Consider the following 12,681-nt stretch of genomic DNA (forward strand, 5'->3'; position numbering starts at 1 on the left):
TTTCCGCCCTTCCACTGTCAGCAGCCATGGATTTTGGCGGATATCCGCCTTGTTCCGCGTCAACATCCCTGACTAAGATCCGCCATTCAACGGACATGGACCGCCCCATGCGTGAACGCAGCATCGCCAGCCACTTTGCCAATGCCGCCCTGGATGGCGCACGTCGCCGGGGCTACGCCTACTCGGGCTTGCTGCAACGACTGGGCATCGCCCCGGAGCTGTTGAGCGAACCCAAGGCACGCCTGGCCCCGGAGCAGTTCACCCAGTTGCTGCAAGGCCTGTGGCTGGAACTGGATGACGAATACCTGGGGTTCGGCCAGAGTCGCAGCCAGCGCGGCACCTTCGCCATGATGTGCCACGCGCTGATCCATTGCAGCAACCTGGAAAAGGCCCTCAACCGCGGGTTGCTGTTCTACCGGCTGTTTCCCGAAGGGCCGCTGCTGAGTCTTGCGCGCGAGGGCGACAAGGTCCGGCTGAGCCTGGATGCCTCGAATCTCTGGGACCCGGAACATTTCCTCTGCGAATGCCTGCTGGTGATCTGGCATCGCCTCGGCAGTTGGCTGGTCGGCCAGCGCATCCGCCTGGAACAGGCCACTTTCCACTACCCGCGTCCCGCCCATGCCAGCGAGTACGACCTGCTGTTCCCCTGCCCGCTGGAATTCTGCGCCCCCACCAGCAGCCTGCTCTTCAGCAGCCGTTACCTGGGCATGCCGTTGTTGCAGGACGAACGGACCCTCAAGCAGTTTCTGCGGCGGGCCCCGGCCGACCTGCTGGCCCGCCCCGATGACGGCGACAGCCTGAGCAGTCAATTGCGCCGCCTGCTCAGCCGCGACGCCAGCCGCTGGCCGGACCTGGAGGCCGTCGCCCAGCATCTGCACATCAGTGCCCAGACCCTGCGACGGCATCTGCGCGAGGAAGGCACCCGCTTCCAGGAGCTCAAGGATCAACTGCGGCGGGATATCGCCATCTACCATCTGGGCCGTAACGACCTGTCGTTGCAACAGATCGCCGAGCAACTGGGATTCTCCGAGCCCTCGGCGTTTCACCGGGCATTCAAGAAGTGGACCGGCCTGACCCCGGGCGCCTATCGCGCCCAGGAGTTGTAGGCCATCAGGGCGTCGGGAAGTGGATGCGGAACGATGCCCCCCCCAGGGGTGAGTCACCCAGGGTCAGCTCGGCGTCGTAGCTTTCGATGATGTCCTTGACCACCGCCAGGCCGATCCCCTGCCCCGGATGCTGGCGATCCAGACGTTCGCCGCGCTGGAGAATCCGCGCCCGCTGGTCCGGCGGCACCCCGGGGCCATCGTCCTCGACATACACCTCGATCCCCTGCAAACCACGGCGCAGGCTGATGCGCACCTGGCTCAGGCATAGCCGGTAGGCGTTTTCCAGCAGGTTGCCGAGCAGTTCCAGCAGGGCGCCCTGCTCGATCGGCACATGGCTGAACTCGGGCACATCGATGTCGACCCGCACCCGCTTGTCACGGTAGACCTTGTCCAGGGTGCTGCAGAGGCTGTCGAGCACCGGCCGCAGCTCGACCTGATGTCGCACCAGGCCGCTCTTGCGCAGGCTGGCGCGCTGCAACTGGTAGCTGATCTGCTGGTTCATGCGCTCGATCTGGCTTTGCAGGATCCACGCCTGGTCGCGGTCCTGCGGACGCTGCGCCATCCCCTCACTGACACCTTGCAGCACCGCCAGCGGCGTTTTCAGGCTGTGGGCCAGGTCGTCCAGGGAATCGCGATAGCGGCTGCGCTGCTCGCGCTCGCTACGCAGCAGGCGGTTGAGGGAGCCGGTCAGGCGCAACAGCTCGCGCGGATGCTCCTCGCTGAGGCTCTGCAGTTCACCGCTTTCGATCTCGTCCAGTTCCTGGCTCAGCCGCCGCAACGCCCGCAGGCCCCAGGTCAGACCGATCCACAGCAACGCCAACAGCACCGACAGCGCCGCGCCGAAGCCCAGGTAGAGCTTCTCGCGCAGGCCGGCGAGGGTCATCTTGTATTCACGCATCGGCTGCAGGGCGACGAAGCTGTAGGCCGCGCTCTTGCCGCCCAGCAGCTTGACCTCGACGTCATAGACGAAGAACTCGTTGCCGTTGTCTTCGCGGATCTTCGCGAATTCGTTGCCCCGGCCGTCATAACGCGGTTTGTAGTTGATGTTCTCTTCCTGGGTCGCCCGCGAGCGCCAGACCAGGCGACCGTCGCGGTCGTAGATATAACCGAGCAGGCGACTGTCCGGCAGGTTGAACTGCTCGTCGGGCAGCAGGGTGGGCATCTGCAGTTGCTTCTTGTTGTCCACCCGCGCCGCGGAAATCAGCGTGGTGACATCCGAGGCCAGCCGCTGCTCGATAGCGTCCTGCAAGGCCAGACTGAAGGCCCCCTGCATCGCGGGCAGCAGCGCCAGCATGAACAGAATCGCCAGGGTCGTGGCGGCCAGCATCAGCCGCACCCGTAGCGAACGAATCATCGGCAGCGCTCGTTGAACATGTAGCCCAGGCCACGCACGGTATCGATCGGCTTGAAGCCGACCGGCCCCTCCAGCTTGCGCCGCAGGCGACCGACCAGCACCTCGATCACGTTCGGATCACGCTCATCGTCATCCGGGTACAACTGTTCCATCAGACGGTCCTTGGCGACCACCTGCTGATGGTGGCGCATCAGGTACTCGAGGATCCGGTACTCATAGGCCGTCAGGGCCAGCGGCTGCTCATCGAGCGAGGCCTGCTTGCGGTTGAGGTCGAGCAACAGGGGACCGGCGGTGATGGTCGACTGGGTAAAGCCGCTGGAGCGCCGCAGCAAGGCGTTCATCCGCGCCTCCAGCTCCTCGAACTGGAAAGGCTTGACCACATAGTCATCGGCCCCGGCGGCCAGCCCCTCGACCTTGTCCTGCCAATTGCCGCGAGCGGTCAGGATCAGGATCGGGAAGGCCTTGCCACGGGTGCGCAACTGGCGGATCAGGTCCAGCCCGCCCATGCCGGGCAGGCCAAGATCGATCACCGCCAGGTCATGATTGAACTGTTCGGTCTGGTACAGCGCCTCATCGGCATTGCCCACCGCCTCGACCACATGGCCGCTGTCGGTCAGCCGGGTCTGCAAGTGATGGCGCAGCAACGCCTCATCTTCTACCACCAGCAACTTCATAACGCTCTCCAACGATACGGGCATTGCATCACCACTAACGGTAACTCAGTTCTGCCAAAGTGTTTCGTAAAAGATACGGCCAACCAGCACTTGCAGACCCGGCGCATCATCACCGTTACAGGGTACCCAAGTGGCCCTGAACTCCCCCTGAACACAGCCCGAATCGAATTCGCCACTATCCAGCCCCGGCCCGAGCCGGCAGAATGTCCGGCATGAATCCACCCCATATCCTCCCCGCCTGCTGCACACCACTCGACGACCATTGGCCGCTGCCCGTGGCCGTGCCCCACAGCGTGCTGCTGGGCACCCACTTCGACCCGACACGACTGGCGCCGGACGACTTCCAGCGCAGCCGGATCACGGCGCCCGCGAGTATCCAGCGCTCGGTTGCCAAGCGCCAGGCCGAATTCCTCGCCGGTCGCATCTGCGCCCGCGCCGCGCTGTTGAAGCTGGACGGCACCGACTGCGTACCGGCCATCGGGGAAGACCGCGCCCCCGTCTGGCCAGGCCATGCCTGTGGCTCGATCACCCATGGCACCGGGCGGGCCGCCGCCATCGTCGCCGACAAACAGCACTGGCGCGGCCTGGGGATGGACCTGGAAAACCTGTTGCCCCACGAACGGGCCGAACGCCTGGCCGGCGAAATCCTCACGCCGGACGAGTTGCAACGCCTGGCGGCTGGCCCCGCCGAACGGGTCTCCCTGGCGGTGACCCTGACCTTCTCGGTCAAGGAAAGCCTGTTCAAGGCGCTGTACCCGCTGGTACTGCAGCGTTTCTATTTCGAGCACGCCGAAGTGCTGGAGTGGGACACACGGGGGCAGGTGCGGATGCGCCTGCTGACCGACCTCTCCGGCGAATGGCGCCAGGGTACCGAGCTGGATGCCCAGTACGTGGTGCAAGGGGAACATCTGCTGAGCCTGGTCAGCATTGCGGCCTGAATCCGGCGGTGCTCCTCAGCCTTTCTCCTGATGCCGCGGCCAGCTCAGGCTGAAACAGGCCCCGCCCAGGTTCTTGCTCTTGCCGATCAGCGCCCGCCCATCGTGCCAGTGAATGATCCGCCGGACGATCGACAACCCCAGCCCATGCCCGCCCGAAGCCCGCGTACGGCTGTTGTCCAGGCGCATGAACGGGGTGAAGATCCGCTCCCAGGCACTCTCCGGTACGCCGGGACCGTCATCCTCGACATCGATCCGGCAACGCAGTTGCCCCACCTGGTAACTGATGCTGACCTGCGACTGCGCATGGCGCATGGCATTCGTGACCAGGTTCTGCAGCGCCCGGTGCAGGTAGCGCGGCTCGGCCTCGACCCAGGCGTCGTCACAGTCTGCCGCCGACAGGCAGATGCCCCGTGAAACCCGGACCTCGGCGCGCAACGGCGCCAGCTCGCCGATCACCTGGTTGACCATGGCATCGAGGTCGATACGCTGGAAGTTCAGCGCCGGCGAGCCCTGCTCCAGCCGCGCATAGGTGAGCATCTCATCCACCAGGCGATCCAGATCCTGGATATCGTTGTCCATCCCTTCCAGGTATTTGACGCGGGCCTGCTCGGTGGCCGCATCCCCGACCATTTCCAGGCCGAAACGCAGGCGCGCCACCGGCGTACGCAGCTCATGGGAGACCGCCCGCACCAGCTCGCGCTGGATCATCAGCGAACGTTGCAGGTGTTCGGCCATGTCATTGAAGGCCCCGGCCAGGCGCCCGATGGAATCCGCACCGCCGGCCGGGACGCGGGTTTCCAGGCTGCCCTGGGCGATTCGCGTGGCGGCCGAGGCCAGGCCACGCAAGCGCCGCTCCAACTGGCGGACCAGCAGGTAGACGATCAGGCCGATCAGGCTCAGCCCCAGCACCGCGATCAGCACCAGCCACTGCGGCGGATAAGGGTTCATCTGGTACAGCGGGCCGATCTCCAGGACCCAGGGCGTTCCCGCCACCCCGGCAAATACCCGGATCGAATCACCGCCCTTGCCCAGGGCCATGACCGTATCACCCTCGGTGATGCGCCGGCGCTGGTCCTCATCCATGTCCGCCCGGTCGAGCCCCACCAGGCGCATGTCGAAGCCGAAGCCCTTGTCCGTCTTCAAGGCGGCCAGGCGGGCCGGCTGCGCGGCGACCGGGTAGCGCACCAGCTCATCGGCCAGCAGATAGATGGTGGCCCGCGCCAGTTGCTCGCTGATCTGCTGGACGTCCCCGGCCAGCAGCAACTGCTCCTGCTCACTGATCAGGCGGTAGACCCGCGCGGCATGCGGGCCGCTCTGTACCACCAGGGCCTGGCCGCGCAGCACCCGGGTGCGCTGCCCGAGATCGAGGCCGGCGGCACTGATCGACTGCAGCGACAGCGGGATACCCAGCAGGCGCTCCCACACCACCAGGGCCCGACGACGCTCAATGTCGGCCATCGGCTGCAGGTTGTCGGCCATCAGTGAAAAGGTCCCGTGGGCCAGCCGCTCGCGGTACTGCTCGCCACGCACCTCGTTGAGCAGGTGAAAGGCCAGCACGCCAAGCAGCGCCACCAGCACCAGGGCGGCACACATGCCGCCATAGATGCGCAGGAAGATCGAGTTCACAGGACCCGTTCTGCCGCCGCTTCCGGCACGAACAGATAGCCCTTGCTGCGAATGGTCTTGATCAGCCGCGGGTGTTCGGGGTCATCACCGATCTTCGGGCGGATGCGCGAAATGCGCACATCGATGGAGCGGTCCTGGCCGTCGTAGCCGATCCCCCTCAGCGCGGTGAAGATCTCTTCCCGGGACAGAATCCGCCCGGCGTTGGCCACCAGCAGCCACAGCAGGTCGAATTCGGCACTGGTCAGTTCGATGCCGGCCTGGTCCAACCAGGCCTCGCGCAGGGCCTCATCGATCACCAGCGGGCCGAACTGGAGGCGGCGGACCGGCGGCGTGGCGCTCTCGGACGGCTCGCTGCGCCGCAGCAACGCCTGGATCCGCGCCAGCAGCAGGCGCGGGCGTACGGGCTTGCAGACGTAGTCGTCGGCGCCCAGGTCCAGGCCCTGGATCTGGTCGAGGTCGTCGGTACGCGCGGTGAGCATGAGGATCACCCCGTCATACGTATCACGGACCCTGCGGCAGATGCTCAGGCCGTCCTCGCCGGGCAGCATCAGGTCGAGGATCACCAGGTCCGGCTGCTCGCGCACGATCCGCTCGACCGCCAGGGCGCCGTTGCCCTCGATGGAAACCCGCAAGCCATTGCCCTCGAGGTACTCGCGGGTCAGTTCGGCCAGACGCTCGTCATCCTCGACTATCAATACCTGCCAGGCCTCTTGCTCCACGGGCTACCTCTACGTACGCATATCGGTTGGGAAAGGCTCCGCCCGTCTTTTTGTAATGATTCGGGCGGATGATCAAAGCATGTGACCGGCCGATTGTAGCAACGGTGCGGCAATAGCACACAGGCTTGAATCAGCACTCGGTAACAGGCTTTTTCTGTGATAGGGTTCGCGCCCGCAAAAATCCGTCACGGACGTTTGCAGGCGGTAAAAAACAGTGACAAACGGTCCGATGCAGTGCTGCTGCGGCCTACGCGCGACTTCAGCCTTTCATACACAAATTACGCACAGTCTTATCCACAGGTAGTCCGTTGCAATCCCCCCCAAAAACGCATTATCTTGTACCCCCGTGGAAAAAAAACCCTACATCTAGGGTTTCTCCACCTCAAGCCCCAACATATTTCGGACGAAAAACTCAAGCTTTTTTCTTGCTCCCGAGGGGTTGAACTAAACAGATTTTTCGAAGACCAAACCGCGCCTGCGGATGGCAGCCTTTTCCCCCTGTTGCGCGGGAAAACGGTACGGGTGTTGCAGTAGCAAGCTGTCAACCACCAGGAATTCGGCAGCGGGTCGCTGACCCGCTGCCAGCGAAACTTCGGCAAGGAAGCGGAGCCAAAAGCCCCCTTCCTACTGTCCCGAAGTGGTTATGCCCGACGACACTCGTCGGTTGTAGTGCTTCAGGACGGAACGGTGGGCACCGTCATGGTGCCCAAACAAACATAAAGAACGTGGAGACACCCATGCAAACCGACACAACTCGCGAGAACCCGCAGGGCACTGTGCCGCAGGCTTCCGATTCGAATCTGGATCTGTCCGCCACCGCGCCAGGCCAACTGCGCGTGATCAAGCGTAACGGCACTGTCGTTCCTTACACCGATGACAAGATCACCGTCGCCATCACCAAAGCGTTCCTTGCAGTTGAAGGCGGCACCGCCGCTGCCTCGTCGCGCATTCACGACACCGTGGCGCGCCTGACCGAACAGGTCACCGCCACCTTCAAGCGCCGCATGCCTTCGGGCGGCACCATCCACATCGAGGAAATCCAGGACCAGGTCGAACTGGCCCTGATGCGTGCCGGCGAGCAGAAAGTCGCCCGCGACTACGTGATCTACCGTGACTCGCGTGCCAAGGAACGCGCCACCCGCGCGCCGGCCGAAGAGCCGGTCAACGCTCACCCGTCGATTCGCATCACCCGCGCCGACGGCAGCCTAGCACCACTGGACATGGGCCGCCTGAGCACCATCGTCAGCGAAGCCTGCGAAAGCCTGGAAGAGGTCGACGGCGACCTGATCCAGCGCGAAACCCTGAAGAACCTCTACGACGGCGTGGCCCTCAAAGACGTCAACACCGCCCTGGTGATGACCGCCCGCACCCTGGTGGAGCGCGAGCCGAACTACTCGTTCGTGACCGCCCGCCTGCTGATGGACACCCTGCGCGCCGAAGCCCTGGGCTTCCTCGGCGTGGCCGAAAGCGCCACCCACCACGAGATGGCCGACCTGTACGCCAAGGCCCTGCCGGCCTACGTCGCCAAGGGCATCGAGTTCGAACTGCTGAACCCGGTACTGGCCGAGTTCGACCTGGAGAAGCTGGGCAAGGCGATCAACCACGAGCGCGACCAGCAGTTCACCTACCTGGGCCTGCAGACCCTGTACGACCGTTACTTCATCCACAAGGACGGTATCCGCTTCGAACTGCCGCAGATCTTCTTCATGCGCGTGGCCATGGGCCTGGCGATCGAAGAGAAGCAGCGTGAAGAGCGCGCCATCGAGTTCTACAACCTGCTGTCGTCCTTCGACTACATGGCTTCCACCCCGACCCTGTTCAACGCCGGTACCCTGCGTCCACAGCTGTCGAGCTGCTACCTGACCACCGTGCCGGACGACCTGTCGGGCATCTACGGCGCGATCCACGACAACGCCATGCTGTCGAAATTCGCCGGCGGCCTGGGCAACGACTGGACACCGGTCCGCGCGCTGGGTTCGTACATCAAGGGCACCAACGGCAAGTCCCAGGGCGTCGTGCCGTTCCTGAAAGTGGTCAACGACACCGCCGTGGCGGTCAACCAGGGCGGCAAGCGCAAGGGCGCGGTCTGTGCCTACCTGGAAACCTGGCACATGGACATCGAAGAGTTCATCGAGCTGCGCAAGAACACCGGTGACGATCGTCGTCGTACCCACGACATGAACACCGCCAACTGGATCCCCGACCTGTTCATGAAGCGTGTCTTCGACGACGGCAAGTGGACCCTGTTCTCGCCATCGGAAGTGCCGGACCTGCACGACCTGACCGGCAAGGCCTTCGAAGAGCGCTACGAGTACTACGAAGCCCTGACCGAGTACAACAAGATCAAGCTGTTCAAGGTGGTCCAGGCCAAGGACCTGTGGCGCAAGATGCTCTCGATGCTGTTCGAGACCGGCCACCCATGGCTGACCTTCAAGGACCCGTGCAACCTGCGCAGCCCGCAGCAGCACGTGGGCGTGGTCCACAGCTCGAACCTGTGCACCGAGATCACCCTGAACACCAACAAGGACGAAATCGCCGTCTGCAACCTGGGCTCGATCAACCTGCCGAACCATATCGTCAACGGCCAGTTGGACACCGCCAAGCTGCAGCGCACCGTGAACACCGCCGTACGCATGCTCGATAACGTCATCGACATCAACTACTACTCGGTGCCACAGGCGAAGAACTCCAACCTCAAGCACCGTCCGGTCGGCCTGGGCATCATGGGCTTCCAGGACGCGCTGTACCTGCAGCACATCCCTTACGGTTCCGATGCTGCCGTGCAGTTCGCCGACCAGTCGATGGAAGCGGTCAGCTACTACGCGATCCAGGCTTCCTGCGACCTGGCCGACGAGCGTGGCGCCTACGAGACCTTCCAGGGCTCGCTGTGGTCCAAGGGCATCCTGCCGCTGGATTCGCAACAGATCCTGATCGAGGCCCGTGGCCAGAAGTACATCGATGTCGACCTGAACGAAACCCTGGACTGGGCGCCGGTACGTGCCCGCGTGCAGAAAGGTATCCGCAACTCGAACATCATGGCCATCGCACCGACCGCGACTATCGCCAACATCACCGGCGTATCGCAGTCGATCGAACCGACCTACCAGAACCTGTACGTGAAATCGAACCTGTCGGGCGAATTCACCGTGATCAACCCGTACCTGGTTCGCGACCTGAAGGCCCGCGGCCTGTGGGACTCGGTGATGATCAACGACCTGAAGTACTACGACGGTTCGGTACAGCAGATCGAGCGTATTCCACAGGAGCTCAAGGCGCTCTATGCGACCGCGTTCGAAGTGGAAACCAAGTGGATCGTCGACGCCGCCAGCCGTCGCCAGAAGTGGATCGACCAGGCTCAGTCGCTGAACCTGTACATCGCCGGCGCCTCGGGCAAGAAGCTGGACGTGACCTACCGCATGGCCTGGTACCGTGGCCTGAAGACCACCTACTACCTCCGTGCCCTGGCCGCGACCAGCACCGAGAAGTCGACCATCAACACCGGCAAGCTGAACGCTGTTTCCAGCGGCGGCAACCACGGCGACGACTCGGTCCTGGCAGCTCCCGCTGCGGCGGCTGCGCCAGCCGGCCCGGCTCCAGTACCGAAGGCTTGCGCCATCGACGAGCCGGATTGCGAAGCTTGCCAATAAGCCGAGCGGGTGAGCGCCTAACGGCGCGAGCCTGAGAAACCCCCGCCAGGTCCTGGATCTGGCGGGGGTTTTCTTTTGCCCATTGGGAATTTTCACAAGCCATGAAAAACGGCACCCCCGGTGATAAGCCGGGAGTGCCGTTTTTTACCTCAGAAAAGCCCCTGACTGCGGACTTCGCTTATTGCCTGTCAAACCGGAAGGGTGAACGACTCTCCATTATTGGTGTAGAACAGCTCGATCGTGTTACTGCCGCTGTACCAGTCCTTCAGGAAAACCCCCGAATCCAGGTTGCCATTCTTCACGTCGGTCGCCGAGAAGATATAGGCCCCCAGGTCCGTCCTGACGACCTGGACATCACTGACACTCTGGATGTTCTTCAGTGTCACCGTATCGACACCCGAGGTACCGGTGTCGAGGATGGCCACCATGGTTTTCGAGTAGACGATATAGGCATCGCCGCCTTCACCACCGTAAGCGTCCCCGGAGTTGTGCAGGTTGAGCGTGTCGAAGCCTTCTCCCCCGTGAAGCTCATAGCCATAACCGAGACCACTCAGGGTATCGTTGCCATCACCGCCGATAGCGACACCCGAATACACCGTGATGTTGTCGCTGCCGGCCTCGCCATACAGGATACTTCCGGTGTCGTTGGTGCTGCTGACCATGGTGTCGTTGCCATTGCCGCCGTAGAGCATGTCGGCTTGGGCAGTATTCAGGCCCGATGCCGGTTTCACAGCCGAGGTATCGGTACTGGTGCCACCATAGATGAAGTCGTTGCCGTCCCCGCCGTAGAGGGTGTCGTTACCCGCGCCGCCCTCCAGCCTGTTGGAATAGGCGTTGCCAGTCAGCGTGTCATCGAAGTCCGAGCCCATCAGGTTGTCGATGTTGTTGAGCACATCGCCCTGGGCATCGCCACCGGAAGCGGTGCCGTTTTGCAGGTCGATCTGGACTGCATCGCTGCTGGTCAGGTACCAGGCACCGTCCCCGCGTCCCATACCGTTGAAGGTATCGGCACCCACTCCGCCAATGAAGTTTTCGGCATTGGCCAGGCTGCCCGTGAAGGTATCGGCCTGGTCAGTACCCTGGAAAATCTCGATGGAGGTATAGGTGTCGCCTGCGGCGATACCGGTCAGCACGGGTGTGCTCAGGTCGAGCACGATGCCGGAGGTCTCGCTGGCGAAGCTGAGCATGTCCATGCCGGCGCCGCCGTTAAAACGGTCCACTCCCGAACTGCCGACAAAGACGTCGGAGTAGCTGGAACCCTGGATCACCTCGATACTGTCGTAGGTATCACCCGCCGCAATGCCGGTATTGATGCCCGTCTGCATGTTGATGGTCACACCTTGGGTGCTGTCACCGTAACTAACCGTGTCGGTACCTGCGCCACCGATGAAAAGGTCGGCGCCGGCACCACCCAGCAGGATATCGTTGCCCGCGCCGCCAGTGATGATGTTGTCCAGGCCGTTGCCGTAACCGACGAAGTTGCCGGTACCGGTGTAGGTCAGCCGCTCGACGTTCGCTGCCAGGCTCAGGGTGCTCAGCGCCGTGCGCATCTCATCGTCGCCACCATCGGCCAGTTCGGTGACGAACACGTTGCTCCCGTTGATGATGTAGACGTCATCCCCTGCACCACCGGCCAAGGTGTGGCCGGATGTTTGCGCCGTCAGCGTGTCGTTGAAGTCCGAGCCGATCACCCTTTCGAAGTTCGACAGCTTGTCGCCTTCGGCATCGCCACCACTGCCCACGCTGCCGTTGACCAGGCTCACCGTTACGGCGGAGGCCGAACCGGAGTAGTCGATCGTGTCGGTACCCGACGCGCCATCGAACTGGTCGGCAGCCGCGCCGCTGATAAAGGTGTCGTTGGTGTTCGAGCCCTGGATGTTTTCAATACCCACATAGGTGTCGCCTGCCGCGATGCCTGTATGGATACCGGTCTTGGTGTTGATCGTGACGCTGTTACCGTCGGTGTAGCTGACGGTATCGATCCCCGCGCCACCGATGAACTGGTCGGCGCCGGCACCACCCAGCAGGATATCGTTGCCCGCGCCGCCAGTGATGATGTTGTCCAGGCCGTTGCCGTAACCGACGAAGTTGCCGGTACCGGTGTAGGTCAGCCGCTCGACGTTCGCTGCCAGGCTCAGGGTGCTCAACGTGGTCCTGATTTCATCGTCACCCTCACCTGCGGCTTCGACTACCGAGACGCCAGTGCCGTTAACGAAGTAGGTGTCGTTGCCCTGACCGCCCACTAGGCTGTGCCCATTGGCCTGGGCGGTCAGCGTGTCGTTGAACGCAGAGCCCACCACTCTCTCGATACCCATCAAGGTATCGCCCTGCGCATCACCACCAACCCCCGTCCCTGTAACCAGGTTGACCGTCACCCCAGCAGTCGAATTGGCATACGAAGCAGTATCGGTTCCCGCCCCACCATTCAGAACATCCGCTCCAGCCCCTCCATCAAGCAGATCATTGCCCGCCCCGCCATCCAGCGAGTCGTTCCCGGCGAAGCCATACAGCTCATCGGCTCCTGTCGTTCCTACCAGCGTATCCGCTCCTGATGTTCCGTTGATCACTGCCATTTTTCTTCCTTGCTCCTTGTTGAGTCATGGGTACCACGGTGAAC

At 63.2% G+C, this 12,681-nt stretch carries 8 protein-coding genes; 3 read left to right on the forward strand and 5 right to left on the reverse strand.

What is annotated here, in order from left to right:
* Positions 1-107: 107 nt before the first annotated feature.
* Complete coding sequence (locus PF66_RS15110; protein ID WP_054057132.1) at positions 108-1,106, forward strand: AraC family transcriptional regulator; 999 nt, start codon at positions 108-110, stop codon at positions 1,104-1,106.
* A 4-nt stretch (positions 1,107-1,110) separates the two neighbouring features.
* Here the strand turns inward: PF66_RS15110 and PF66_RS15115 are convergent, their stop codons facing one another.
* Positions 1,111-2,460 carry an ATP-binding protein gene (locus PF66_RS15115; protein ID WP_054057131.1) on the reverse strand — a complete coding sequence of 450 codons (1,350 nt, stop codon included), beginning with the start codon at positions 2,458-2,460 and terminating at the stop codon, positions 1,111-1,113.
* Entirely contained in the window at positions 2,457-3,134 is a 678-nt protein-coding gene (locus tag PF66_RS15120; RefSeq protein WP_054057130.1) for a response regulator, read from the reverse strand. The genes PF66_RS15115 and PF66_RS15120 overlap by 4 nt, the downstream gene beginning before the upstream one ends.
* Positions 3,135-3,346: 212 nt before the next feature.
* Between PF66_RS15120 and PF66_RS15125 the strand changes: the two genes are divergently transcribed.
* On the forward strand, positions 3,347-4,072 hold the full coding sequence (locus tag PF66_RS15125) for a 4'-phosphopantetheinyl transferase family protein (RefSeq protein WP_054063109.1): 726 nt from the start codon (positions 3,347-3,349) through the stop codon (positions 4,070-4,072).
* A 15-nt stretch (positions 4,073-4,087) separates the two neighbouring features.
* On the opposite strand, the gene PF66_RS15130 is transcribed toward PF66_RS15125, so the two are convergent.
* Together PF66_RS15130 and PF66_RS15135 are read right to left on the reverse strand one after the other, a co-directional pair.
* On the reverse strand, positions 4,088-5,698 hold the full coding sequence (locus PF66_RS15130) for an ATP-binding protein (protein WP_054063110.1): 1,611 nt from the start codon (positions 5,696-5,698) through the stop codon (positions 4,088-4,090).
* A complete protein-coding gene (locus tag PF66_RS15135; RefSeq protein ID WP_054057127.1) occupies positions 5,695-6,417 on the reverse strand; it encodes a response regulator in 723 nt (240 codons plus the stop codon). Before PF66_RS15135 ends, PF66_RS15130 begins: the two co-directional genes overlap by 4 nt.
* Positions 6,418-7,154: 737 nt before the next feature.
* Here PF66_RS15135 and PF66_RS15140 point away from each other — a divergent pair.
* Positions 7,155-10,064, forward strand: coding sequence for a ribonucleoside-diphosphate reductase subunit alpha (locus tag PF66_RS15140; protein WP_054057126.1), 2,910 nt, complete (start codon positions 7,155-7,157; stop codon positions 10,062-10,064).
* A 188-nt stretch (positions 10,065-10,252) separates the two neighbouring features.
* On the opposite strand, the gene PF66_RS15145 is transcribed toward PF66_RS15140, so the two are convergent.
* Positions 10,253-12,637, reverse strand: coding sequence for a beta strand repeat-containing protein (locus PF66_RS15145; protein ID WP_054063111.1), 2,385 nt, complete (start codon positions 12,635-12,637; stop codon positions 10,253-10,255).
* Positions 12,638-12,681 lie beyond the last annotated feature (44 nt).

This window comes from Pseudomonas asplenii, from assembly GCF_001293465.1.
GTDB classification, from domain to species: Bacteria; Pseudomonadota; Gammaproteobacteria; order Pseudomonadales; family Pseudomonadaceae; genus Aquipseudomonas; species Aquipseudomonas fuscovaginae_B.

Excerpts from the sequence above, each read along its gene's own strand:
- PF66_RS15110 (WP_054057132.1), top strand. The coding sequence starts at position 108 with ATGCGTGAACGCAGCATCGCCAGCCACTTTGCCAATGCCGCCCTGGAT.
- PF66_RS15125 (WP_054063109.1), top strand. The coding sequence starts at position 3,347 with ATGAATCCACCCCATATCCTCCCCGCCTGCTGCACACCACTCGACGAC.
- PF66_RS15120 (WP_054057130.1), bottom strand. The coding sequence starts at position 3,134 with ATGAAGTTGCTGGTGGTAGAAGATGAGGCGTTGCTGCGCCATCACTTG.
- PF66_RS15140 (WP_054057126.1), top strand. The coding sequence starts at position 7,155 with ATGCAAACCGACACAACTCGCGAGAACCCGCAGGGCACTGTGCCGCAG.
- PF66_RS15145 (WP_054063111.1), bottom strand. The coding sequence starts at position 12,637 with ATGGCAGTGATCAACGGAACATCAGGAGCGGATACGCTGGTAGGAACG.
- PF66_RS15115 (WP_054057131.1), bottom strand. The coding sequence starts at position 2,460 with ATGATTCGTTCGCTACGGGTGCGGCTGATGCTGGCCGCCACGACCCTG.